The organism is Pseudomonas sp. LBUM1657 (assembly GCF_059716075.1).
This window is the reverse complement of record NZ_CP166799.1, coordinates 1,960,331-1,986,159: the sequence shown is the minus strand read 5'-3', so window position 1 is coordinate 1,986,159 and position 25,829 is coordinate 1,960,331. Positions and strand designations below refer to the sequence as shown.

Annotated in this window: 17 protein-coding genes and 1 other RNA gene; 7 read left to right on the top strand and 11 right to left on the bottom strand. The window is 60.3% G+C overall.

Annotated elements, in window-relative coordinates; translation table 11 throughout:
• Positions 1–61 precede the first annotated feature (61 nt).
• Together ACA055_RS09065 and dnaX are read right to left on the bottom strand one after the other, a co-directional pair.
• Positions 62–400 (bottom strand): YbaB/EbfC family nucleoid-associated protein, encoded by a 339-nt coding sequence (locus ACA055_RS09065; RefSeq protein ID WP_008028561.1) that lies wholly within the window; start codon positions 398–400, stop codon positions 62–64.
• A 66-nt stretch (positions 401–466) separates the two neighbouring features.
• On the bottom strand, positions 467–2,542 hold the full coding sequence (gene dnaX, locus ACA055_RS09060; RefSeq protein WP_497683313.1) for a DNA polymerase III subunit gamma/tau: 2,076 nt from the start codon (positions 2,540–2,542) through the stop codon (positions 467–469).
• A 144-nt stretch (positions 2,543–2,686) separates the two neighbouring features.
• On the opposite strand from dnaX, the gene ACA055_RS09055 reads away from it, so the two are divergent.
• On the top strand, positions 2,687–3,436 hold the full coding sequence (locus ACA055_RS09055; protein WP_497683312.1) for a substrate-binding periplasmic protein: 750 nt from the start codon (positions 2,687–2,689) through the stop codon (positions 3,434–3,436).
• A 44-nt stretch (positions 3,437–3,480) separates the two neighbouring features.
• On the opposite strand, the gene ACA055_RS09050 is transcribed toward ACA055_RS09055, so the two are convergent.
• The 7 genes from ACA055_RS09050 to ACA055_RS09020 all read right to left on the bottom strand — a co-directional run bounded on the left by ACA055_RS09050 (position 3,481) and on the right by ACA055_RS09020 (position 14,759).
• Complete coding sequence (locus ACA055_RS09050; protein ID WP_497683311.1) at positions 3,481–5,181, bottom strand: putative bifunctional diguanylate cyclase/phosphodiesterase; 1,701 nt, start codon at positions 5,179–5,181, stop codon at positions 3,481–3,483.
• 294 nt (positions 5,182–5,475) lie between these two features.
• An RNA gene (gene ffs / locus ACA055_RS09045) (signal recognition particle sRNA small type) lies at positions 5,476–5,572 on the bottom strand.
• A 135-nt stretch (positions 5,573–5,707) separates the two neighbouring features.
• A complete protein-coding gene (locus ACA055_RS09040) occupies positions 5,708–6,874 on the bottom strand; it encodes a zinc-binding metallopeptidase family protein (protein WP_497683310.1) in 1,167 nt (388 codons plus the stop codon).
• A 172-nt stretch (positions 6,875–7,046) separates the two neighbouring features.
• A complete protein-coding gene (gene ligA / locus ACA055_RS09035; RefSeq protein ID WP_497683309.1) occupies positions 7,047–9,404 on the bottom strand; it encodes an NAD-dependent DNA ligase LigA in 2,358 nt (785 codons plus the stop codon).
• A gap of 91 nt (positions 9,405–9,495) precedes the next feature.
• Entirely contained in the window at positions 9,496–10,350 is an 855-nt protein-coding gene (gene zipA, locus ACA055_RS09030) for a cell division protein ZipA (RefSeq protein ID WP_497683308.1), read from the bottom strand.
• A gap of 258 nt (positions 10,351–10,608) precedes the next feature.
• A complete protein-coding gene (gene smc / locus ACA055_RS09025; RefSeq protein WP_497683307.1) occupies positions 10,609–14,097 on the bottom strand; it encodes a chromosome segregation protein SMC in 3,489 nt (1,162 codons plus the stop codon).
• A 2-nt stretch (positions 14,098–14,099) separates the two neighbouring features.
• On the bottom strand, positions 14,100–14,759 hold the full coding sequence (locus ACA055_RS09020; protein WP_497683306.1) for a GntR family transcriptional regulator: 660 nt from the start codon (positions 14,757–14,759) through the stop codon (positions 14,100–14,102).
• A gap of 266 nt (positions 14,760–15,025) precedes the next feature.
• Between ACA055_RS09020 and xdhA the strand changes: the two genes are divergently transcribed.
• The 4 genes from xdhA to guaD all read left to right on the top strand — a co-directional run bounded on the left by xdhA (position 15,026) and on the right by guaD (position 21,162).
• Positions 15,026–16,480 (top strand): xanthine dehydrogenase small subunit, encoded by a 1,455-nt coding sequence (xdhA, locus tag ACA055_RS09015; RefSeq protein WP_497683305.1) that lies wholly within the window; start codon positions 15,026–15,028, stop codon positions 16,478–16,480.
• The gene (gene xdhB / locus ACA055_RS09010) at positions 16,473–18,872 is read left to right on the top strand and encodes a xanthine dehydrogenase molybdopterin binding subunit (RefSeq protein ID WP_497683304.1); all 2,400 of its coding nucleotides are present in this window, start codon (positions 16,473–16,475) and stop codon (positions 18,870–18,872) included. Before xdhA ends, xdhB begins: the two co-directional genes overlap by 8 nt.
• 116 nt (positions 18,873–18,988) lie before the next feature.
• On the top strand, positions 18,989–19,834 hold the full coding sequence (gene xdhC / locus ACA055_RS09005) for a xanthine dehydrogenase accessory protein XdhC (protein WP_497683303.1): 846 nt from the start codon (positions 18,989–18,991) through the stop codon (positions 19,832–19,834).
• A gap of 23 nt (positions 19,835–19,857) precedes the next feature.
• The gene (guaD, locus tag ACA055_RS09000) at positions 19,858–21,162 is read left to right on the top strand and encodes a guanine deaminase (RefSeq protein WP_497683302.1); all 1,305 of its coding nucleotides are present in this window, start codon (positions 19,858–19,860) and stop codon (positions 21,160–21,162) included.
• A gap of 181 nt (positions 21,163–21,343) precedes the next feature.
• Here guaD and ACA055_RS08995 read toward each other — a convergent pair whose 3' ends face one another.
• Positions 21,344–22,108, bottom strand: a complete 765-nt coding sequence (locus tag ACA055_RS08995; protein WP_217834020.1) for a GntR family transcriptional regulator — start codon at positions 22,106–22,108, stop codon at positions 21,344–21,346.
• 357 nt (positions 22,109–22,465) lie between these two features.
• On the opposite strand from ACA055_RS08995, the gene ACA055_RS08990 reads away from it, so the two are divergent.
• On the top strand, positions 22,466–23,656 hold the full coding sequence (locus ACA055_RS08990; protein ID WP_497683301.1) for a benzoate/H(+) symporter BenE family transporter: 1,191 nt from the start codon (positions 22,466–22,468) through the stop codon (positions 23,654–23,656).
• Positions 23,657–23,739: 83 nt separating this feature from the next.
• Here ACA055_RS08990 and ACA055_RS08985 read toward each other — a convergent pair whose 3' ends face one another.
• The gene (locus ACA055_RS08985; protein ID WP_007896965.1) at positions 23,740–24,084 is read right to left on the bottom strand and encodes a YggL family protein; all 345 of its coding nucleotides are present in this window, start codon (positions 24,082–24,084) and stop codon (positions 23,740–23,742) included.
• A gap of 232 nt (positions 24,085–24,316) precedes the next feature.
• Between ACA055_RS08985 and dacB the strand changes: the two genes are divergently transcribed.
• Positions 24,317–25,777 (top strand): D-alanyl-D-alanine carboxypeptidase/D-alanyl-D-alanine endopeptidase, encoded by a 1,461-nt coding sequence (gene dacB, locus ACA055_RS08980; protein ID WP_497683300.1) that lies wholly within the window; start codon positions 24,317–24,319, stop codon positions 25,775–25,777.
• Positions 25,778–25,829: the final 52 nt, after the last annotated feature.

Genomic DNA, 25,829 nt, shown 5'->3' with positions numbered 1-25,829 from the left:
CAAAAATGCCAGGCGCTATGCCTGGCATTTTTTTGTAGCCCATCCGACGTGCTTTAGCGAATCAGAATGGCAGTTTCATGCCCGGTGGCAGTTGCATACCAGCGGTCATGCCGGACATCTTGTCCTGGCTGTTGGCTTCGATCTTGCGCACGGCATCGTTGACGGCGGCGGCGAATACAGCCTCCAGCATCTCTTTGTCGTCTTCGCTCAGGCCTTCGACCAGGCTTGGGTCGATGGTCACACGCTTGACGTCATGACGACCGGTCATCACCACGGTGACCATATCGCCACCGGCCTTACCGGTGACTTCGGCGTTGGCCAGTTCTTCCTGCATCTTGGCCATTTTTTCCTGCATCTGCTGCGCCTGCTTCATCAGGCCGGCCATGCCACCTTTCATCATGGTAATCACCTCAAAGTACTTGGATAAAAACAACGCCCGGCCCGTTCGGCCGAACGCCTTCAGTTATTAGCCCTGACTGACCAAGGCGTCGACAGGTTCAATAGTATCGTTACGGATGACTGCACCGAACTGTTGCATCATTTGCTGGATGAACGGATCACCATGGATCGATTCCTCCGCCTCGCGCTGACGGTCGACACGCCGGCGAGAAGCCGCCTGGGCCGGGGTTTCCTGCTCGGGCTTGATCAGCTCGATGCTCAGGCTCAGCGTACGCCCGTGAAACTGATTCAGCGCATCGTTGAGGCGGCGCTGTTGAGTCGCGTTGAACAAGGCGCTGTGGGCCGGGTCCAGGTGCAACAGCCAGTTGTCGCCATCGACGGCGATCAGCGTGCAGTTGGCGGCGATGCTGCCGGTCATGCCGGACACTGGCAGTTTCGGGAACAGTTCCAGCCATTGCAGTGCCAGCCCGGTGGCCGGCATGGCGGCCGGTTCAGGCTCGGGTTCCGGCACAGGCTCGGCGGTGTGTTCGCTGGCCAGTTCGTCGAGGTAGCTGTAGGCCGAATCCATGTCCGGCTCGATGTAGTCCTCGTCCAGCGGCGGTTCGTCGTCCTGGTCCACGCCCGGGGTGGCGGCATCGACTTCGGTCACGGACGGTTCCGGGATCGGCGCGGCAGCCCACTCTGGCGCATCCGGCACCACGCTGTCCGGCGTGGGTAACGGCATCGGTGGCAGATCGGGTTGTTCGCTGCTGGTTTCCAACACCGGCTCAACGGCGGGCTGCTGGACGACTTCGGGCTCGACCGGGTCATTCCACGGCAGATCGACGATCTCTGCGACCGCTACAGGCTCAACGACTGGCTCAGGCACGACAACGGGCGCAACCGGCTCAGGCGCGGGAACAGCCACCGGAGCAACGACTGGCGCAGGTACGACGGGTGCAACTGCCGCAGCGACTACCGGCGCAACACTCGGCGCGGCAGCCACTGAATTTGCGGAATCAACTGTGGCCTGGCTGATCCCCACTGGCTTTAGCGGTTGCCTCGGTGCGTCCGCGGTGTCCGCCGGTCGGAATGCGAGCATTCGCAGCAAGACCATTTCGAAGCCACCACGGGGGTCGGGCGCCAGCGGCAAGTCGCGACGGCCGATCAGGCCCATCTGGTAGTAGAACTGCACGTCTTCGGCCGGCAAGGCCTGGGCCAGCGCCAGCACCCGATCGCGGTCGCCGTGACCGTTGTCGACACCTTCCGGCAAGGCTTGGGCAATGGCGACCCGGTGCAGCACATTAAGAATTTCCGACAGCACGCCATTCCAGTCCGGCCCTTGTTCGGCCAGATGACGGACGGCTTCGAGCAACGCCTTGGCGTCGCCTTCGATCAGTGCATGCAGCACGTCGTAGACCTGACCGTGATCGAGCGTGCCGAGCATCGCCCGCACGCCGGCGGCCATGACCTTGCCTTCACCGAAGGCGATCGCCTGGTCGGTCAGGCTCATGGCGTCGCGCATCGAACCGTCGGCGGCGCGGCCCAGCAGCCACAGCGCATCATCTTCGAACGGCACGTTCTCGACACCCAGCACGTGGGTCAGATGCTCGACCACCCGCTCAGGCGTCATGTTTTTCAGGGAAAACTGCAGGCACCGCGACAGAATCGTTGCAGGAAGCTTCTGCGGATCGGTGGTGGCCAGGATGAACTTGACGTAGGGCGGCGGCTCTTCGAGGGTTTTCAACAGCGCATTGAAGGAATGGCTGGAAAGCATGTGCACTTCGTCGATCAGGTAGACCTTGAAGCGCCCGCGGCTCGGGGCGTACTGCACGTTGTCGAGCAGTTCGCGGGTATCCTCGACCTTGGTCCGGCTCGCGGCGTCGATCTCGATCAGGTCGACGAAACGACCCTCATCGATTTCGCGGCACACCGAGCATTCGCCACAAGGGGTCGAAGTGATACCTGTTTCACAGTTCAGGCATTTGGCGATGATCCGCGCGATGGTGGTCTTGCCGACCCCGCGGGTACCGGTAAACAGATAGGCGTGGTGCAACCGCTGACTGTCCAAGGCATTGATCAGAGCCTTGAGCACATGGGTCTGGCCGACCATTTCGCGGAACGAGCGCGGACGCCATTTACGTGCAAGAACCTGATAACTCATCGAAAACCGTCGCAACTAAGGAACAGAAGCGGCTAATGCTAGCGGAGCAAGGCCAAAATTGCATCCAGTGCGCTCGTCTAATCTGGCTAAGATGGCCGTTGGGGGGCTTTTATCGGCTCGGTTTTTTTCAGTACCGGAGCATTTATGCGGTTGGCTTTGGGGGCATTGTTGTGGATCAGCCTGGACGTCGCTGCCGCCGAGGCACCCCTGCGCTTCGTGGTGCCTGACAGTTGGGCGATGCCGATGGTGCAGCTGGAACGCGGCCGCCCTACCCAGGGCATCCTGCATGACGTCATGGTCAGCCTCGCCACCCAGGTCGGCGCACCGGCCGAATTTCACGTGTTGCCTCGGGCGCGAGTGCAAAGCGCCATGGAACACGGCGAGGTCGATATCCGCTGCTATGCGGCGCAATCCTGGCATCCGAATCAGTCCGGAGACTACATCTGGAGCATTCCGCTCTGGACGCAGCCCGACGTATTGATCAGCCGGCATGACCCGCTGACCTCGGTTCTTCCGGTGAATTTGTCGCGACAATCCATCGGCACCGTCCTGGGCTACAGCTACCCGACCCTGCAACCGCTGTTCGACGCCAACCGGTTGCACCGCGAAGACGCACGCAATCAGGAACAAGTGCTGGAAAAACTCCTGGCTGGCCGCTATCGCTATGCCGTCAGCAATCAATGGACCCTGGACTGGTTCAATCAGCGCCTGTTGCCCGAACGGCAACTGCAAGGCGTGGCGGTGCTGCAGGAACACAGTGTCGGCTGCTACGTGCGCAACGACCCCAAGGTGCCCGTGCAGCGCATTCTGCGCACGTTGCTGCGAATGAAAATGTCCGGTGAGATCGATGACATCATCCGGCTCTATGTCGGCGGCGAGCTGGGCACACCGTAAACCCGCTCCCACATTTCGATCTTCATTTGCCGGACCGGCGATACTCAGGCTGTCTGATCCAGCACCTGCCATTGCAGCGGTGCCACAAAACCTTCGACCCAGCCTGGCACCTCGCCAGGCGGCATTGGACGGGCAATGAAATAGCCCTGGGCGATCTCACAGCCCAGCTGCAACAACAGCTCACCGTGCTCGATGCTTTCCAGTCCTTCGGCGATCACCTGCCGACCAAACGCGCGGGCCAGGCCGATCACCGCCGTGGTCAGGGCCAGGTCATCGCGATCATGAAGAATGTCGCGAACAAAGGACTTATCGATCTTGATGGTTTGAGTTTGCAAACGCTTGAGGTAGCTCAGAGAGGAATGACCGGTGCCAAAGTCGCCCAATGAGAACTGCACCCCCAGCGCCCGACAGGCCTGCAAACAGGCACTGACATGCTGAATGTTCTCGATGGCCACCGACTCGACAATTTCCAGGTCCAGCAGCCGCGGCGCAACCTGAGCATGTCGAGCGAGCACCTGGCTCAGCCGGTCGACGAAATCCGCCCGCTGAAAATGCCGCGCCGCGATATTGATGCTGACTGGCCAGTTCTTCCCTGCTAGTTGCCAATGGTGCAGCTGTGACAGGACCTGATCCATCACCCATTCACCGATGTCGATGATCAGGTCCGTCTCCTCTACCGCCGGCAAAAACTCCCGCGCGGGCACGGTGCCGTTTTGCGGATGCTCCCAGCGCAACAACGCCTCGAAACCGACGACTTCGCCACGACGCATGTTCACCTTGGGCTGGAAATGCAGACGCAATTCACCCAGGAGCAGCGCCTGGCGCACTCGCTCGACCGTTTGATGAGTGGCCTTGACCTCCTGATCCCTGGAAACGTCGAACAAATGAAAGCGATTACGCCCGCTCTGCTTGGCCACGTACATGGCCTGATCGGCATGACGCAGCAGGGTTTCGGCATCTTCGTTGTCATGGGGAAACAAGGTGACGCCGATGCTGGCAAATACATTGAGATCTTTTCCACGCACCGAATAGGGGGCCGAAATCGCCCCCAACACCCGGCTCAACGCCCCGTGCAATTCCGGCAGATCGCGCACATAACGCAGGACCAGGACGAACTCGTCACCGGCCAGCCGCGCCACCACATCTTCGCCGCGCACAATGTTGCGTAACCGCTCGGCCACCTCCACCAGCAACAGATCACCACTGGCATGTCCGTAGCCATCGTTGACTGCCTTGAAACCATCGAGGTCGAGCATGCACACCGCGAGCGGGATGTTTTCGAGCCGCGAGAATTCCAGCGCCTGATCCAGCAGATCGGAGAGAAACGCGCGATTGGGCAAACCGGTCAGGACGTCATGCCCTACCCGCCATTGCAAGGAATGCAGCAGCTGGCGCTTTTCGCTGATGTCGAAACGAATCGACAGGTAACGGTCAATTCGCCCGGTCGCGTCATCGAGCACCGGTACCATGGTGCTTTCGACCCAATACAGGCTGCCATCCTTGGCGCGATTGCAGATCTCGCCTTTCCAGACACTGCCCAGCGCAATAGTGCGCCACATGCCGGCGAAGAAATCAGCGGTGTGCTGGCCAGAATTGAGGAGACGATGATTCTGCCCGAGCAGTTCTTCGCGGCTATAGCCGGACACGGCGCAAAATTGATCGTTGACATAGGTGATCCGGCCGCTCAGGTCGGTCTCGGAAAAAATCGCTGCGGCATCCACAGCCCTGCGGTATTTCTCATCCATGAGTCGCGCTCAGTGTTGCTAGCGGTGGTACCGAAAAAATTTTAAACCTGGATCCAAGCGTCAGATGCTACCGCAAAGTTGATTGCTGCGGTTGATCCGTCTCAGCCAAGCGCCTTAAGCAAGAATAAAAAAAGGAGGCCGACCTGGTGTGACAGATCGGCCTCCTTTTTTGTGTCGCTCTCATAATCGGAAACGACAAAACACCGCCATGGACAAGATCCATTGCGAAACAACAAGACAGTATTTTTTGAATAGATAACGCGAAAGAGGATTCGCGGTGCGTTATGGAGGCAACCCCACCAGCCACACCCCGGCACACAATGTTCCCGCTGTGGCTGCTTCCTTCCGGATCTGACCAGGTTCACGGGTAATCGTTGCGGGGGGACCGATGGGATCACCATAACGACGCTCACCTGACGGCGAGCCGCGCCATTGTACCTATCTGAGACGAAGTTACAACCGTCGAGGCCGATTAAAAAATATGAATCAGGTCAAGGACATGCACAGCCCCTTAAACACCGCAGTCCTACAGGTCCTGCACCACCTCATCCGCCCTGCCGCCCTCCTGCTGGATCACCAGGTGGATGAAATGCAACTTGGCGATCACTGACGGCGGCAGGACAAACGGATAGAAGTCCGGCTGCCCCATGCTGCGCGACAGCTCATTGAGCATGCCGGCCAGTTCGATCCATGCATTGACGAACGACAGGAACGCCGCACCGCCAGGATGCTGTGGATCGTAGAGCGTGCTGGACGGAAACGGCTGATAGTCGAAGTCCATTTCCCGCGCGCTCATGCCAAACCCCAACGCCGTATCCACTGCGTCCATCATGTGCAGGTAGTGAGCCCAGGTTTCGGCCCAGTCCTCCCAGGGATGCATGGTCGCGTAGGCGCTGACGAAATGTTGCTGCCAGTCCAACGGCGCGCCTTGTTGGTAGTGGCGGTCAAGGGCATCGGCATAGCTGGCACGCTCGTCACCAAACAGGCCGCGAAACGGTTCCAGCCATTTGCTGTTGGCGATCAGCCGATCCCAGTAGTAATGCCCCACCTCATGACGAAAATGCCCGAGCAGCGTGCGATAAGGTTCATGCATTTGCACCCGGACCTGCTCGCGATGGGCGTCGTCAGCTTCTTTGATATCGAGGGTGATCAGGCCGTTGGCATGACCGGTGGTTGGCAGATTGCCTTCGAGGTCGACACCGATAAAGTCGAAGGCCAGGCCGGTCTCTTCATTCACGGTTTTTGGAATCACCTGCAAACCCAGGCTGACCAACTGTGCGACCAGACGCCGCTTGGCCGTTTCAACCTGGCGCCAGCGCTCGTGGTTTTCGGCAATCGACAGGTCGGGGATGGTGTGATTCAGGCTGCATGCGATGCACAACGCATCGTGATCATTGGCGGGCAGCAACCAATTGCACGCGGCCGGGGAATCGAGATTGGCGCAGCGGCGAAAAACACCCGCGTCGGGATCGGCATCGAGAACCCAGGTATCCGCATGCGGGCCAGGCTGCAGCGACGACAAGCGACTCTGCTCTGGCTGATAGCCCAATACCGCCGAGCAGGCGAGGCACTGGCTGTTGCGAAAGAACAGCGACTGCCCGCACCGGCACTGCCAGACCTTGCTGTTACGCGAGCTCTCGCCGATGAAGGGCGCGGCGATGCGTGTGCTGAGCTGTTCGAAGAAGCGGTACATGGCGATCTCTCCCTGGGGCTTGCCAAGACTAGATCATGGATAGGTATCGATCGTTCCCGCTTTTTGCGCAACGGCGAATATTGCCTTCGCGAGCAAGCCCGCTCCCACATTCGCCCGCATTCCTTCGGGAGAACCGGGTTAAATGTGGGAGCGGGCTTGCTCGCGAACGGCGTTACACCGTTATGTTGTGTTTGCTCAAAAACCCGACAAACGCTTCTTCATCCAGCACCTTCAACCCCAGCTCATTCGCCTTGGTCAATTTCGAACCCGCGCCCGGCCCCGCGACCACGCAATGGGTCTTGGCCGACACCGACCCGGCCACCTTGGCGCCGAGGCTTTCGAGCTTGTCCTTGGCCACATCGCGGCTCATCAATTCGAGCGAACCGGTCAGCACCCAGGTCTGCCCGGCCAGCGGCAAGCCTTCGACGACTTTCTTCTCGCTCTGCCAGTGCATGCCGAAATCGAGCAACTGCTTTTCGGCGGCTTCAGCAACCTGGCGATTTTCAACTACCGCAAAGAACTCCCGAACCGAATTAGCCTGCTTCTCCGGCAGCGCCTGGCGCATGTCCAGCCAGTCGGCGCTCATGACCCCTTCCAGCGAGCCAAACTTGTCAGCGAGCTTCTGCGCCCCGCCCGGCCCCACCGACGGAATGTGCAGCTTGTCGAGGAAACCGCCCAGCGTGGTGCTGGCAGCAAACTCGGCGCCCAGTTCGCCCTGATCCTGAATCTGCATCCCATGCTTGAGCAGGTCAGCGATCACCTGCTGGTTATGCGTGTCTTCGAAGAAGCTGTGAATCTCGTGCGCCACTTCCAGACCGACATCCGGCAAGTACGTGAGCACTTGCGGCAACGCCCGCTGAACCCGCTCCAGCGAACCCAGGGAGCGCGCCAGCACCTTGGCCGTCTCTTCGCCGACATCGGGAATCCCGAGGGCGTAGATGAAGCGCGCCAGGCTCGGTTTCTGGCTGTCTTTGATGGCACTGAGCAGGTTCTTGCTCGACAGCTCGGCGAAGCCTTCGAGATCGACGATCTGCTCGAACGTCAGCGCGTACAGATCGGCCGGCGAGCTCACCAGTCCTTCGTCCACCAATTGCTCGACGCTCTTCTCGCCCAGACCCTCGATGTCCATGGCGCGACGGGAGACGAAGTGAATGATCGCCTGCTTGAGTTGCGCACCGCAGGCCAGTCGACCGACGCAGCGATACACCGCGCCTTCGCTGACGGTCTCGCGACCCTTGCTGCGCTTGACCAGTTGCGTGCGTTCGACATGGGAGCCGCACACCGGGCATTTCTCGGGAATCTGCACCGGCCGGGCATTGTCCGGGCGACGCTCGGCGACCACTTGCACCACTTGCGGAATCACATCGCCGGCGCGACGGATGATCACGGTGTCGCCGATCATCAAACCCAGACGCGCCACTTCGTCCATGTTGTGCAACGTCGCGTTGGCCACGGTGACACCGGCCACCTTGACCGGTTTCAAGCGCGCCACGGGCGTTACAGCGCCCGTGCGACCGACCTGGAATTCCACGTCGAGCAGTTCGGTGAGTTCTTCCATGGCCGGGAATTTGTGGGCAATCGCCCAACGCGGTTCGCGAGCGCGGAAGCCCAGTTCACGCTGGGAGGCGATGCTGTTGACCTTGAACACCACGCCGTCGATTTCATAGGGCAGCGCGTTGCGGCGCTCGCCGATATCGCGGTAGTAATCCAGGCACTCATCGATGCCATGGGCCAGCTTCAGTTCGCGGCTGATCGGCATGCCCCAGCCCTGCAACTGCTTGAGATTGCCGATGTGCGTATCAGCGATATCCGCCGAAATCTGGCCGATGCCGTAGCAGCAGAATTCCAGCGGACGGTTGGCGGTGATCTTCGAATCCAGTTGACGCAAACTGCCCGCTGCCGCGTTGCGCGGGTTGGCGAAGGTCTTGCCGCCGACCTCCAGTTGCGTGGCGTTCAGTCGCTCGAAACCGGCCTTGGACATGAACACTTCGCCGCGCACTTCCAGGGTCGCCGGCCAGCCGGTGCCATGTAGTTTGAGCGGAATGTTGCGCACGGTGCGCACGTTGACGCTGATGTCTTCGCCAGTGGTGCCGTCGCCGCGTGTCGCGCCGCGCACCAGCACGCCGTCCTGATACAACAGGCTGACCGCCAGGCCATCGAGTTTGGGTTCGCAGCTGTATTCCACTGCCGCGCCGCCACCGAACAAGTCACCGACCGGCAGGTCCAGCCCTTCAGTCACCCGACGATCGAACTCGCGCATGTCGGTTTCTTCAAAGGCATTGCCGAGGCTGAGCATCGGCACTTCGTGACGCACCTGGGTGAACGCCGACAGCGCCGCGCTGCCGACGCGCTGGGTTGGCGAGTCGCTGGTGATCAGGTCGGGATTGGCCGCTTCGAGGGCCTTGAGCTCATGGAACAGCCGATCGTATTCGGCGTCCGGTATGCTCGGCTCGTCCAGCACGTGGTAGCGATAGTTGTGCTGATCCAGCTCAGCGCGCAGTTCTAGAATGCGGTTTTTGGCGGCGGTCATGGGTGTTCTCTCATAAAGCAAAAGAGCAGCCGAGGCTGCTCAATCTATTTTGCCGATCGTCCCGCGCGCGGCGCGGGAACAACCTCTTGGATCAACGCTTCTGGGTCAGGGCGCGACGTTCGAATTCAACGATGCGCTGACGGTAGTGCTCAATGGTCTGGGCGGTCAGCACGCTGCGCTGGTCGTCTTTGAGTTCGCCGTTCAGCTCCTGGGACAGTTTGCGCGCCGCAGCCACCATCACGTCGAAGGCTTGCTTCGGATGACGCGGCCCTGGCAGACCAAGGAAGAAACTCACGGCCGGTGTGCTGAAGTGGTCGATGTCGTCCAGATCAAAGACGCCTGGCTTGACCGCATTGGCCATGGAGAACAGGACTTCACCGTTGCCGGCCATGCTTTCGTGGCGGTGGAAAATATCCATCTCGCCAAAACGCAGCCCGCTTTCCAGAATGTTCTGCAACAGCGCCGGGCCTTTGAAGCCGGCAGCGTCGCGGCAGATCACACTGATCACCAACACTTCTTCCGCTTGTGGTTGTTCCTTGTCACTGGCCGAGGCCGCGGACTTGGTGTCATCCGGGAAATCGTCGTCACGGCTGCTGAAGCTCGGGCCGCCATCCAGATCCAGGTTGAGGTTCAAGTCACCCTGGGATGGTTCACCCTGACCACGCTTGCCGCGTTTGGAACCCGACTCGCGAGGCTCACGGGCAGGCATGCTCACCGACGGCAGATCGTGCTCGTCCAGTTGCGGTTCCTTATGGTTATCCAGGACGCGGGGCGGGCCCAACAGCTCGGCGCTGGTGTCCTCGTCCGGCAGATTGGACAGACTTCTATCAAGACGGAATTTCAGTTTTCCCTTGCCGCCGCGCATGCGACGCCAGCCATCGAAAAGAATACCGGCAATGACAATAATGCCGATGACGATCAGCCACTCGCGCAGACCGATTTCCATGTAATCCCGTGCCTCTATAAAAAATGCTGAAAAATAAGGGGTTTACAACTCGCAAACCGCTTTAAAACGTGGCGCCAACTCTATGTTCTGACAGGCGTTTTGCCCACGTATACGAAAAATTGACATTAAACTAGCACGACCAAAGGCAACTTTACACCGTCTACCACAATGGCTTGAGCGAATATGTCGATTGGCCAGCAAGTCGAGACCGGTAATTCGCCCTGCTTCTGGCGAATACATGCCTTGCCAGGCCACGACTCAGGCCTCCACCATCGCCATCGCCTCCTCGACATCCACCGCCACCAGACGCGAGCAACCCGGTTCGTGCATCGTCACGCCCATCAGTTGATCGGCCATTTCCATGGCGATCTTGTTGTGGGTGATATAGATGAACTGCACCGTCTGCGACATCTCTTTGACCAGCCGTGCGTAGCGTCCAACGTTAGCGTCATCCAATGGTGCGTCAACTTCATCGAGCATGCAGAACGGCGCCGGATTCAACTTGAAGATGGCAAAAACCAGGGCCAATGCGGTCAGGGCTTTTTCGCCACCGGAGAGCAAATGGATGGTGCTGTTCTTCTTTCCTGGCGGCTGCGCCATGATCGTTACCCCTGTATCGAGTAGATCTTCGCCCGTCAGTTCCAAATAGGCGCGTCCTCCACCGAAAACTTTTGGAAAAAGGGCCTGTAAACCACCATTGATCTGATCAAAGGTATCTTTGAAGCGGTTTCGGGTTTCCTTGTCGATCTTGCGAATCACGTTCTCGAGCGTATCCAGCGCTTCCACCAGATCGTCGTTCTGGGCATCCAGATAACGCTTGCGCTCGGATTGTTGCTGGTATTCGTCGATGGCCGCCAGGTTGATCGCGCCGAGGCGCTGAATCCGCGCGGCAATGCGTTCGAGTTCTTCTTCGGCGTCTTTCTCGCTGGCTTCGGCCAGCAACGTGGCGAGCACGCCGTAGAGGTCGTAACCGTCTTCCAGCAACTGATCTTCCAGGGTCTTGCGGCGCACGGTCAGGGCTTGCCATTCCATGCGTTGTTGTTCGAGCTGGCTGCGGATCAACTGCGATTGTTGTTCGGCCTGGTTGCGGCGCTTCTCGGCGTCGCGCAGTTCGCGGTCAGCGTCTTCCAGGGCGATCTGCGCGGTCTTGAGTTCTTCGTCGACGGTCATGCGCTTGTCGAGCAACTCTTCGAGTTTCAGCCGCAGTTCTTCCAGCGGTGCCTCGCCCTCCTCCAGATTGAGGCTCAACTGTTCGCGCTTTTCGGTGAGGCGCTCGGACTGCATCTCCAGCCGCTCCAAGGCCTGACGCGTCGAGTCGTGTTGCGCCTTGAGCGAACCCAATCGCACGGCCAATTGATGCGCGTGATCCTTGTGCTGCCGGGCTTCCTGACGCACTCGATCAAGGCGTTCACGCAGGCTGTCACGCTGGGCCAGCAGCAGCTCGCGCTGCTCGGTGTCCAGCGCCATGCTGTCGAGGGCCTCCTGCAATTGCAGGCGCGCTTCGCCGATGCTTTCGTGCTCCAGCGCGCGTTGTTCGCTCAACTCGATGAGTTCTTCGTCGAGACGGGTACGACGCAAAGTCAGTTGTTCGACCTTGGCTTTGCCGGCGGACAACTGGGCTTTCAACTCGCCTTGTTGACGGGCTTCGTCTTGCAGCAAACGGCGCAAATGTTCGCGGCCGTTTTCCTGCTGACGCTGTTGCGCCCGCAGGTTTTGCAATCGGGTTTCCAGGGTTTCGACCGTGCCTTCGCGCTCTTCGCGCTCAAGGACCAACTGCTGGATTTCCTGACCACGGGCCAGCACACCGCTTTCCGCTTCGCTGGCCCGGCGCACGCGCAGGAAGTGTCGTCCGACCCAATAACCATCGCGGCTGATTAGGCTCTGCCCAGCAGCCAATTGACCTCGCGAGGCCAGAGCTTGCTCGAGGCTGTCGACGGGCTTGACCTGTCCCAGCCATGGCGACAGATCGATTTGCGCCTCGACCTTGTCCAGCAAACTTCCGGGCATGCGCACGCCATCGCTGGCCGGGCTGAGCAAGCGCAGATCGCCCTGGGCAAACCCGGCCAGATCGAAATCGCCGAAGTCATCCACCAGCACCGCTTGCAGATCGGCACCCAGCACGGTTTCCACCGCCAGCTCCCAACCCGCTTCAACCTTCAGGCCTTCGGCCAGCCGCGGGCGATCCGCCAGATGCTGTTCGCGCAGCCATTCGGCGGTGCCGGTGCCGGGATCGAGTGCGGCTTGCTGCAAGGCTTCAAGGGAGGCAAGCCGACCGTTGAGGCGCTGCAAATCGCCCTGTGCCTGCTGCTGATTCTGTAAGGCCTGCTGCAGTTCCTGACGCAGCTGCTCAAGGCGTTCGACCTGCGCCTCTTCGCTGGCCTGTAAATCTTCAAGCGTCGCCTCGCTGGCGGCCAGTTGCTCGCTGAGCTCCATGATCGCCGCGTCTTCCGGGTCCGCCGAAAGCAACGCGCGCTCTTCGCCAAGACGCTTCTGGCGATCGGCCAACCGCTCCATGCTGGTTTCCAGCTGCTGGATCCGCGACTGCTGCACTTCCGCCTGACGACGGGGCTCGGCGGCGGTGAGGTTGAACGTGTCCCACTGCTCCTGCCAGCCGTGCATGGTGGTTTCGGATTCTTCCAGTGCCGCGGCGGCTTCTTCGGCGGCGGCGCTGGTGACTTCCTGCTCCGGGGTGAGCATGTCCAGCTCTTCGCCCAGGGTCAGCAGCAACGTGCGGTCATGGCCCAAATGAGATTCGGTTTCCAGGCGCGCGCGCTCGGCTTCCTTCAGGTCGTCCTGCAACTGACGCAAACGTTGCTGACCGTGCTGGATGCTCTGCTCGACCCGGGCGATGTCGCCGCCCACCGAATAGAAGCGCCCTTGCACCAGATTGAAGCGCTCGGACAGGTCGTGGTGCCCGTCACGAAAGCGTTCGATGCTCGCATCGGCGTTGCGCTGCTCGGCCACCAGGGCCTCGAACGTGACTTCCTGCGTGCCGATGATCGCTTCGCGCTGGCCGACCTGTTCGTTCAATGCCTGCCAGCGCAGGGCCGACAGTTGAGCCTTGAGCTGACGCTCCTCGCCTTTGTATTCCTGGTACTTCTTGGCGGCCTCGGCCTGGCGGTGCAAGCGTTCGAGCTGACGCTCAAGCTCTTCGCGCAGGTCGGTCAGGCGCTCAAGGTTCTCGTGGGTGCGGCGGATGCGGTTTTCGGTTTCGCGTCGGCGCTCCTTGTACTTGGAGATGCCAGCTGCTTCTTCAATGAAGTTACGCAGGTCTTCGGGCTTGGACTCGATCAGCTTGGAGATCATCCCCTGCTCGATGATCGAGTAGCTGCGCGGGCCGAGGCCGGTGCCGAGGAAGATGTCGGTGATGTCACGGCGACGGCATTTGGTGCCGTTGAGGTAATAAGTGGTCTGGCTGTCGCGGGTGACTTTGCGGCGAATGGAAATTTCCGCGTAGGCGGCGTATTCACCGAGCAGCGTGCCGTCGGAGTTGTCGAACACCAGTTCGATACTCGCCTGGCTCACCGGTTTGCGGCTGGTGGAGCCATTGAAGATGACGTCGGTCATCGACTCGCCGCGCAAGTTCTTGGCCGAGCTCTCGCCCATCACCCAACGCACGGCGTCGATGATGTTCGACTTGCCGCAACCATTGGGCCCGACCACCGCCGCCATGTTACTGGGGAAGTTCACCGTGGTCGGGTCGACGAAGGATTTGAACCCCGCCAGTTTGATGCACTTGAGCCGCACGCTTAAGCGACCGTCAGGGCAGAGATCACCAGATCGCAGCTGCGCTGGGCGTAGGCCGTCAGCACCACGCGGATCTGCGGGAAATCACGGGCGATGACGGCCGCGAGCAAGCGTTCGAACAGCTCCAGGAACTCGCTCATCGACGCCTTGCGCTGATCCAGGGCGAGGAAATACGCGCGGCTCATGGCTGGCTGCAGGTTCTCGACGGTTTCCTGCAAGTACGGGTTGTTGGCGAACGGGTACGCGGCGCGCATCACATTGAAGCTGTCGTCGACGAAGGTGCGAATGTCCTGGCGCTCGTAACTGGCGGTCAGGCGCTGCTGGATCTGCACGAACGGCGCCAGGTCGGCCTGGACCTGCCAGCCGCTGGCCACAGCGTTGCCGAGCAAGATATAGAGCTCGCTCATCAGCGTGCACAGGCTCTGCACCTTGTGGGCGGTGAGTTCGGTCACGTGGGCACCGCGTCGCGGCAGGATCGCGATCAGGTGGCGACGCTCTAGAATCAGCAACGCCTCACGGACCGAGCCGCGACTGACATTGAGGGCCAGCGTGACCTTCTGTTCCTGGATGCGCTCCCCGGGCTTCATTTCGCCGCGAATGATACGTTCAGCGAGGTGGTGAGCAATTTGCTCGGCGAGGCTGTCCGGCGCCTTGAACGTCATGGTTGTCCTTCAAACTCTTCGATTTGCACAAGCGGCGCAGTGTAGCGCAATTGATATGGCATGGCGGAGTGCCCACTCGGCGGTTTTTGGCACGATTCAAGCAAAAAGCAGGCTATCGCGTGAGGGTCAATAATGAAGAAACCCATCGTTTATCGACAAAATGCATTTTCCTGACCTTTAAGTCAGAAAATCATTGACCGGAAAGTCAGACCTGCTAAATTCGGTTCAAGTCGGTTAACAACAATAATGAGTCTGCGAGGCCTTCCGTGATCCAGTTTTTACTTAACCAGGAACTCCGTAGCGAGCACGCCCTGGACCCAAACCTGACCGTGCTCAATTATCTGCGCGACCATGTGGGCAAACCCGGCACCAAAGAAGGCTGCGCCAGCGGTGACTGCGGCGCGTGCACCGTGGTGGTCGGCGAGCTGCAGACGGATGACGATGGCCGCGAACACATTCGCTATCGCAGCCTCAACTCGTGCCTGACGTTCGTTTCGTCACTGCACGGCAAACAACTGATCAGCGTTGAAGACCTCAAGCACAAAGGCGAACTGCACAGCGTGCAAAAAGCCATGGTCGAGTGCCACGGTTCGCAATGCGGTTTCTGCACGCCGGGCTTCGTCATGTCGCTGTTTGCCCTGCAAAAGAACAGCGATCAGCCCGACGCCCATAAAGCCCACGAAGCCCTGGCCGGCAACCTTTGCCGCTGCACCGGCTATCGGCCGATCCTGGAAGCCGCCGAGCAGTCCTGCTGTGGCAAGCAACCCGACCAGTTCGATGCCCGTGAAGCCGACACCATTGCGCGCCTGAAAGCCATCGCCCCCACCGACATCGGCGAACTCAACAGTGGCGACAAGCGCTGCCTGGTGCCGCTGACCGTGGCCGACCTCGCTGATCTGTATGACGCCTACCCGCAAGCCCGCCTGCTGGCCGGTGGTACTGACCTGGCGCTGGAAGTCACCCAATTCCATCGCACCTTGCCGGTGATGATCTACGTCGGCAACGTCGCCGAAATGAAGCGCATCGATCGTTTCGACGATCGCCTGGAAATCGGCGCCGCGACCGCCCTCTCCGACTGCTACGACGCCTTGAAGGCCGAGTACCCGAACTTCGGTGAACTGCTGCAACGCTTCGCCTCCTTGCAAATCCGCAACCAGGGCACCCTGGGCGGCAACATCGGCAACGCGTCGCCCATCGGTGACTCGCCACCGCTGCTGATTGCGTTGGGCGCGCAGATCGTCCTGTGCAAGGGCGAAACCCGCCGCACCATGGCCCTGGAAGATTACTTCATCGATTACCGGGTCACCGCGCGCCAGGAAAGCGAGTTCATCGAGAAGATCATCGTGCCGCGCGCCAGCATCGAACAACTGTTCCGCGCCTACAAAGTGTCCAAGCGTCTGGACGATGACATCTCTGCGGTCTGCGCCGCGTTCAATCTGCGCATCGACAACGGTGTGATCGCCGACGCCCGGGTCGCCTTCGGCGGCATGGCGGCCATTCCGAAACGCGCCAAGAACTGCGAAACCGCGTTGCTCGGCGCGCCGTTCAACCACACCACCGTCGAACGCGCCTGCGCTGCTTTGGCCGAAGATTTCACGCCGCTCTCGGACTTCCGCGCCAGCAAGGAATATCGCCTGCTCAGCGCGCAGAACCTGCTGCGCAAGTACTTCATCGAATTGCAAACACCGCACATCGAGACTCGGGTGACCGCTTATGTCTAACCATCACGCCGTAGAGAAGACCCAGGCCGAACTGGCTGAACTGTTCGCCAAGGACCTGACCACCGGTGTCGGCCGCAGCGTCAAGCACGACAGCGCCGCCAAACACGTGTCCGGTGAAGCGCAGTACATCGACGATCGCCTGGAGTTTCCAAACCAGCTGCATGTGTACGCCCGCTTGTCGGACCGCGCCCACGCGAAAATCATCAGCATCGACACCAAGCCTTGCTACGCCTTCGAAGGCGTGCGCATCGTCATCACCCACGAAGACGTGCCCGGCCTGAAAGACATCGGCCCATTGCTGCCGGGCGATCCGCTGCTGGCCATCGACGATGTGCAATTCGTCGGTCAACCGGTGCTCGCCGTCGCGGCGAAAGACCTGGAAACCGCACGCAAAGCCGCGATGGCGGCGATCATCGAATACGAAGATCTCGAACCGGTGCTGGACGTGGTCGAAGCCCTGCGTAAACGCCATTTCGTGCTCGACAGTCATACCCATCAGCGTGGCGATTCGGCGACTGCGCTTTCTACCGCAGAGCATCGCATCCAGGGCACGCTGCACATTGGCGGGCAGGAACACTTCTATCTGGAAACCCAGATATCTTCGGTGATGCCGACCGAAGACGGCGGCATGATCGTCTACTGCTCGACCCAGAACCCCACCGAAGTGCAAAAACTGGTGGCCGAAGTTCTGGACGTGTCGATGAACAAGATCGTCGTCGACATGCGCCGCATGGGCGGTGGCTTTGGCGGCAAGGAAACCCAGGCGGCGAGCCCCGCGTGTCTCTGCGCAGTAATCGCGCACCTGACCGGCCAGCCAACCAAAATGCGCCTGCCGCGGGTCGAAGACATGCTGATGACCGGCAAGCGTCACCCGTTCTACGTTGAGTACGACGTGGGCTTCGACAGCACTGGTCGCCTGCACGGTATCGCCCTGGAACTGGCCGGTAACTGCGGTTGCTCACCGGACCTGTCGGCGTCGATCGTCGACCGTGCGATGTTCCACGCCGACAACTCGTACTACCTCGGCGATGCAACCATCAACGGTCACCGCTGCAAGACCAACACTGCGTCGAACACTGCGTACCGTGGCTTCGGCGGTCCGCAAGGGATGGTCGCCATCGAGGAAGTGATGGACGCTATCGCCCGGCATCTGGCCCTTGATCCGCTGGCAGTGCGCAAGGCCAACTACTACGGCAAGACCGAGCGCAACGTCACCCATTACTACCAGACCGTCGAGCACAACATGCTCGAGGAAATGACCGCCGAACTGGAAGAAAGCAGCCAGTACGCCGAGCGCCGCGAAGCGATCCGTCGCTACAACGCCAACAGCCCGATCCTGAAAAAAGGCCTGGCGCTGACCCCGGTGAAATTCGGTATTTCCTTCACCGCCAGCTTCCTCAACCAGGCCGGTGCGCTAGTGCATGTCTACACCGACGGCAGCATCCACCTGAACCACGGCGGCACGGAAATGGGCCAGGGTCTGAACACCAAAGTCGCGCAAGTCGTGGCCGAAGTATTCCAGGTGGAAATGGACCGGGTGCAGATCACCGCGACCAACACCGACAAGGTGCCAAACACCTCGCCAACCGCCGCTTCCAGCGGTGCCGACCTCAACGGCAAAGCCGCACAGAACGCGGCGGAAATCATCAAGAAGCGTCTGGTGGAATTTGCCGCGCGGCAGTACAAGGTCAGCGAAGAAGACGTGGAATTCCACAACGGCCACGTGCGCGTTCGCGATCACATCCTGACCTTCGAATCACTGATCCAGCAGGCGTATTTCGCCCAGGTGTCGCTGTCGAGCACCGGGTTCTACAAGACGCCGAAAATCTTCTACGACCGCAGCCAGGCCCGTGGTCGCCCGTTCTACTACTACGCCTTCGGTGCGGCTTGCTGCGAGGTGATCATCGATACCCTGACCGGCGAGTACAAAATGCTGCGCACCGACATCCTCCACGACGTCGGTGACTCGCTGAACCCGGCGATCGACATCGGTCAGGTCGAGGGTGGTTTCATCCAAGGCATGGGTTGGCTGACCATGGAAGAACTGGTGTGGAACAACAAGGGCAAGCTGATGACCAACGGCCCGGCGAGCTACAAGATTCCGGCTGTGGCGGACATGCCGTTGGATCTGCGGGTGAAGCTGGTGGAAAACCGCAAGAACCCGGAAGACACGGTGTTCCATTCCAAGGCTGTGGGTGAGCCGCCGTTCATGCTCGGCATCGCCGCGTGGTGCGCGATCAAGGACGCCGTGGCGAGCCTGGGTGATTACAAGCATCAACCGAAAATCGACGCGCCGGCGACGCCGGAGCGGGTGTTGTGGGGCTGTGAGCAGATGCGCCAGTTGAAGGTGGCGAAGGCCGTCGAGGCTGAGCCGGAGTTGGCTTCGCTTTAAGGACCGAGGCGCGGCCTTCGCGAGCAAGCCCGCTCCCACAGTTGATCGCATTTCAATGTGGGGGTGAGCGGGCTCGCGAAGAGGCCAGAACAGACAACAGAGATGTTGAGGTGAATATGTATAACTGGATCGACGCCCTCGCCGACCTGCAAAACCGGGGTGAACCCTGCGTGTTGGTGACCATCATCGAAGAGCTCGGCTCGACGCCGCGCAATGCCGGTTCGAAGATGGTCATCAGCGCCACCCAGACGTTCGACACCATCGGTGGCGGGCATCTGGAATACAAGGCCATGCAGCTCGGTCGCGAGATGCTTGCCAGCGGCAAGCAGGACACGCATCTGGAGCGCTTCAGCCTCGGTGCCAGCCTGGGCCAATGCTGCGGCGGCGTGACCGTATTGCTGTTCGAACCGATGGGTCAGATCCAGGCGCAGATCGCCGTGTTCGGCGCCGGCCATGTCGGTCGGGCGCTGGTGCCGCTGCTCGCCAGTCTGCCTTGCCGGGTGCGCTGGATCGACTCGCGTGAAGCGGAGTTCCCGCAACAGATTCCTCACGGTGTACGCAAGATCGTCAGCGAAGAACCGGTGGATGAAATCGACGACCTGCCCGCCGGCAGCTACTGCATCGTCATGACCCACAATCACCAACTCGACCTCGAACTCACCGCCGCCATTCTCAAGCGCAACGACTTCGCCTACTTCGGCCTGATCGGTTCGAAGACCAAACGGGTGAAGTTCGAGCACCGCCTGCGTGATCGCGGTTTCGACAGCGCCGTGTTGCAACGCATGCGCTGCCCGATGGGCATCGGCGAAGTCAAAGGCAAGTTGCCTGTGGAAATCGCCATCTCCATCGCCGGCGAAATCATCGCCACCTATAACGCCAACTTCGGCCAGCACACCGCCAGCGCCGGATCATCGATTGCCAAACTGCTGCCTGCTTCACGCCGCAGTCAAGCATCGAACTAAAAAGCCACGAATAGAGAACCCCCATGCCTCTGACTCGCAAAGCCTATCGCGCCGCCATTCTGCACAGCATCGCCGACCCCGCCGAAGTGGGCATCGAAGCCTCGTACGAGTATTTCGAAGACGGCCTGCTGGTGGTCGACAACGGCCAGATCAGCGCCCTCGGCCACGCCAGCGAATTGCTGCCAACGCTGCCGGCCGATATCGAGATCACTCATTATCAGGACGCGTTGATCACCCCGGGCTTCATCGACACCCACATTCACTTGCCGCAAACCGGCATGGTCGGTGCCTACGGCGAGCAATTGCTGGACTGGCTCAACACGTACACCTTCCCGTGCGAAAGCCAGTTTGCCGACAAGGCTCACGCGGACGAAGTCGCGGACATTTTCATCAAGGAACTGCTGCGCAACGGCACCACCACTGCGCTGGTGTTCGGTAGCGTGCACCCGCAATCTGTGAACTCGTTCTTCGAAGCCGCCGAGCAACTGGACCTGCGGATGATCGCCGGCAAGGTGATGATGGACCGCAATGCACCGGACTATTTGACCGACACCGCTGAATCCAGCTACGTGGAAAGCAAGGCGCTGATCGAGCGCTGGCACGGCAAGGGTCGCTTGCATTACGCGGTCACCCCGCGCTTCGCTCCAACCAGCACCCCGGAACAACTGACCCTCGCCGGCCAGTTGCTGAGCGAATTCCCTGACCTGTACATGCAGACCCACATCAGCGAAAACCTGAAGGAAGTCGAGTGGGTCAAAGAGCTGTTCCCGGAGCGCAAGGGTTACCTGGACGTTTACGATCACTACCAACTGCTGGGCGAGCGCTCGGTGTTCGCCCACGGCGTGCACCTGTGCGATGACGAATGCGCGCGACTGGCTGAAACCGGCTCGGCGATTGCCTTCTGCCCGACTTCGAACTTCTTCCTCGGCAGCGGCCTGTTCAACCTGCCAATGGCCGAGAAGCACAAATTGAATGTCGGCCTCGGCACGGACGTTGGTGGCGGCACCAGTTTCTCGTTGCTGCAAACGTTGAACGAAGCCTACAAGGTCATGCAGATGCAAGGTGCGCGACTGAGCCCATTCAAATCGCTGTACCTGGCCACCCTCGGCGGTGCGCGTGCGCTGCGTCTGGAAGACAAGATCGGCACCCTGCAACCGGGCACCGATGCGGACTTCCTGGTGCTGGACTACAACGCCACGCCGCTGCTCAGCTATCGCTTGAAGCAAGCCAATAACATTGCCGAGACGTTGTTTGTGTTGATGACGCTGGGGGATGACCGGACGGTGTTGCAGACGTATGCGGCGGGGAACCAGGTGCATCAGCGATAAGGTTTTCCGGGCATAAAAAATCCCCCGTCGCTTTGATAGCCCGGGGGATTTTTATTGCCTGTCCTATCGCCTTCGCGAGCAAGCCCGCTCCCACATTAGATCTCCAGTGCACACAATATTTGTGTACGACATAGATTCAATGTGGGAGCGGGCTTGCTCGCGAAGAGCGCGCCGCGGTCTATCAGAGTTTCGCGACCGGCCGCCCTGGCTTCTTGGTTTGCAACAAATGCGAGAACACCGCATGCAAATCATCCGACGCACTTTCTTCGTCGAGGTTGAGTTTGCTGTCGATGTGATCCATGTGATGCATCATCAGGTCCACCGCCAGTTCACCGTTGCGCGCTTCGATGGCGTCGATCAACTGGGTGTGCTCGTCATAAGAGCAATGGGAACGGTTGCCGCTTTCGTACTGAGCGATGATCAACGAAGTCTGGGACACCAGGCTGCGCTGGAAGCTGATCAGCGGTGCGTTTTTCGCCGCTTCGGCCAACTTCAAGTGGAACTCGCCCGACAGGCGGATACCGGCACCCCGATCGCCACGGGAGAAGCTGTCGCGTTCGTCGTTGACCATCTGTCGCAACTCGGCAATCTGCTCGGCAGTGGCGTGTTGCACCGCCAGCTCGGTGATCGCCCGCTCCACCAGACGCCGCGCCAGGAACACCTGACGGGCTTCTTCGACGCTCGGGCTGGCGACGACAGCGCCGCGATTGGGTCGCAGCAGCACTACACCTTCATGGGCCAGACGCGACAGCGCGCGGCGAATGATGGTGCGGCTGACCCCGAAAATTTCCCCCAGCGCTTCTTCGCTCAACTTGGTGCCGGGCGCCAGACGCTGTTCGAGGATGGCCTCGAAGATATGCGCGTAGACAATATCGTCCTGGGTACCGCTGCGGCCGGCTTTGCCTGCTCGCGGTTGTTTCTTTAGGGGCTGCAACTGTTCGTTCATGGGCACTCGAGTCGGGAGAACTGCGGCGAATAGACCGTGACTGTAATACGGCACAGTGGGTCGCTGGCAAGTATCGCGTAAAAAACACCGCGATTGTACACAATGGAGGGTGGCAACACGACTGTACGGCTGTTTGTCGCCTCCGCTGTATTGCAACGATTCCTTACGTTTGAGTTTAGGCTTGAACCCGGAATCCGCCGCCTTAACGCAACCTCCTGTGGGAGCGGGCTTGCTCGCGAATGCGGTGTGTCATTCAGCATTAATGTCGACTGACACACCGCATTCGCGAGCAAGCCCGCTCCCACAGGGTTCAGCGGCGTTTCAGGCATCTTTATCAGTACAAGGAACACCGCCGTCATGAACGACGCTACGCACACGCAGCTCCGCCCTCTGGCCGACACAACACCGTCGGCCATCGTCGCCGGGTTCATCGCCATGATGACCGGCTACACCAGCTCACTGGTGCTGATGTTCCAGGCCGGTCAAGCGGCGGGCCTGACCAGCGGGCAGATTTCGTCGTGGATCTGGGCGATCTCGATTGGCATGGCGGTGTGCTCGATCGGTTTGTCCCTGCGCTATCGCACACCGATCACCATTGCCTGGTCGACCCCCGGCGCCGCGTTGCTGATCACCAGCCTGGGCGGCGTGACGTACGGCGAAGCCATCGGCGCCTACATTACCTGCGCGATACTGGTGACGATTTGCGGTTTGACCGGCAGCTTCGAACGGTTGGTGAAAAAGATTCCGGCCTCGCTGGCCGCGGCTTTGCTGGCGGGGATTCTGTTCAAGATCGGCAACGAGATCTTCGTCGCGGCTCAGCATCGCACTACGCTGGTATTGGCGATGTTCTTCACCTATCTCGTGGTCAAGCGCCTGTCGCCCCGTTATGCGGTACTTGCCGCGCTGTTGATCGGCACGGCGCTGTCCGGATTCATGGGTTTGCTGGACTTCAGCGGTTTCCACCTGGAAGTGGCGACACCGGTCTGGACCACGCCGCACTTTTCTCTCGCCGCGACCATCAGCATCGGTATCCCGCTGTTTGTGGTGGCGATGACGTCGCAAAACATGCCCGGCATCGCCGTGTTGCGCGCCGACGGTTACAACGTCCCGGCCTCGCCGCTGATCACCACTACCGGCATCGCCTCGTTGCTGCTGGCGCCGTTCGGGTCCCACGGCATTAACCTGGCGGCCATCAGCGCGGCGATCTGCACCGGGCCGCATGCCCATGAAGATCGCAACAAGCGCTACACGGCGGCCGTCTGGTGCGGGATTTTCTACGGGATCGCCGGGGTGTTCGGCGCGACGCTGGCGGCGTTGTTCGCGGCATTGCCGAAAGAATTGGTGCTGTCGATTGCGGCGCTGGCGTTGTTCGCCTCAATCATCAATGGCTTGAGCATTGCCATGACCGTAGTGAAGGAACGAGAAGCGGCGCTGATCACCTTTATGGTTACCGCGTCGGGGCTGACGCTGTTTTCCATCGGCTCCGCGTTTTGGGGGATTGTCGCGGGGGTGTTGACGCTGGTGATTCTGAACTGGCGCAAGGCCTGAGGCCCCCTTCGCGGGCAAGCCATGCGCCCACAAAAAACAGGCATAAAAAAACGGCGACCCTTGGGTCGCCGTTTTTCAGGACATCAGGCTACCGGATTGATCGGCTTTTCCGGGTACCAGACGTCGATCAGCGGGCTGACGGTCGCTTCAGTCAGTTCGCTGCGGCCTTTGAGCCAGGCTTCAACAGCGGCACGCTGCTCTTCGGACACCGAGCCACGCTTCTGCAGGCAAACCAGACCGAAGTCGTCGCCGCCAACATAGCCCAGACCGTTGGCTTCCATGGCTTCTTTCAGGAACGCGTCGAGGAAAGCATCAATGGCCTCATCAGCCAAATCTTCTTTGAAATCCAGGTTCAGTTCGAAACCCAGCTCTTGAAATTCATCGACGCACAGTTTTTTGCGCAGACGCTGGGAACGGTTAGTCGCCATTGGAACAATCCTCATAAGTAATAACGGGCGGCACTTTAGCAGTTTAAGGCGCTGATTGCCCGTCTCTCGGCAGCGCCACGCCTACCGTCGGTAAAAAATAGCGGATTAGAAGACCAGGGTACGGCACAAGCCGCTACACCTTGGGGCATAATGCCGACACTTTCATGACCACTGAGGGAATTTATTTTCATGCCCTCGTCTTTTCCCCCTCGGCTGTAGGGTTTTATTACAGATGATCAAATCTTTGCGTCCCTTGTTGCTGGCCAGCCTTCTTCTTCCCCTGGCCCTCCCCGTTTCCGCTGCCACCATCAACACCGCTCTGTCGCCCAATGTTGAAAAAGCCCTCAAGGCCAGCAAGATGCAGAGCAACGCCCTGTCGCTGGTGATGATCCCGCTGAACGGTCCGGGCAACCCGACCATTTTCAACGCTGACGTCTCGGTCAACCCGGCCTCGACCATGAAACTGGTCACCACCTACGCCGCGCTGGAAATGCTGGGCCCGAACCACCAGTGGAAAACCGAGTTCTACACCGACGGCACCCTCAGCGGCGGTATCCTCAACGGCAACCTGTACCTCAAGGGTGGCGGCGATCCGAAGCTGAACATGGAAAAACTCTGGCTGCTGATGCGCGACCTGCGCGCCAATGGCGTGACGCAAGTCACCGGGGACCTGGTGCTGGACCGCAATTTCTTCGTGCAACCCCAACTGCCGGAGTTCAACGATGACGGCAATGACGATAACAAGCCGTTCCTGGTCAAGCCCGACTCACTGCTGGTCAACCTCAAGGCCCTGCGCTTTGTAGCGCGCAACGACAATGGCCGGGTCCTGGTGTCGGTGGAACCGCCGATTGCCAGCATCCGCATTGAAAACCAGGTCAAGGCGATCAATTCCAAACAATGCACCGGTGGCGTGCGTTACAACCCGGTTCCCCAGCCCGATGGCAGCGTGACCGTGACCGTCGGCGGCCAGTTGGGCGAAGGCTGCAGCTCCCAGACTTACCTTTCGTTGCTCGACCACGCGACCTACACCGCAGGCGCCGTGCGGGCGATCTGGAAGGAACTGGGCGGCAGCATTCAGGGCAGGGACCTTCTGGCGCCAACGCCGAAAGGCGCCAAGGTCCTGGCTCGGGCCTTTTCGCCGGACCTGGCGGAAATCATCCGCGACATCAACAAATACAGTAACAACACCATGGCCCAGCAACTGTTCCTGAGCCTGGGCCAGAAGTTTCGGACCGAGGCCGACGGTGACGATGCGAAGGCTGCGCAACGTGTCGTGCGTCAGTGGTTGGCGAAGAAAGGCATTACCGCGCCGCACCTGGTGATGGAGAACGGCTCCGGCCTGTCCCGCGCGGAGCGTGTCAGCGCTCGTGAAATGGCCGCGATGCTGCAAGCCGCGTGGCGTAGCCCGTACGCCGCCGAGTTCATCAGCTCGATGCCGATTGCCGGCACCGACGGCACCATGCGCAAACGCCTGAAGACCACTGCGATGCGCGGTGAAGCCCACGTCAAGACCGGCACCCTGAACACCGTTCGCGCGATTTCCGGCTACAGCCGCGACGTCAATGGCAATACCTGGGCGGTGGTGGCGATTCTCAACGATAAAGCCCCGTTTGGCGCTTCCTCGGTGCTGGATCAGGTGCTGCTGGACCTGTACCGCCAGCCGAAACTGCCGGAAACGGCTTCGGTGTTGTAAAAGGCACCCTAGATCCAATGTGGGAGCGGGCTTGCTCGCGAAAGCGGAATTC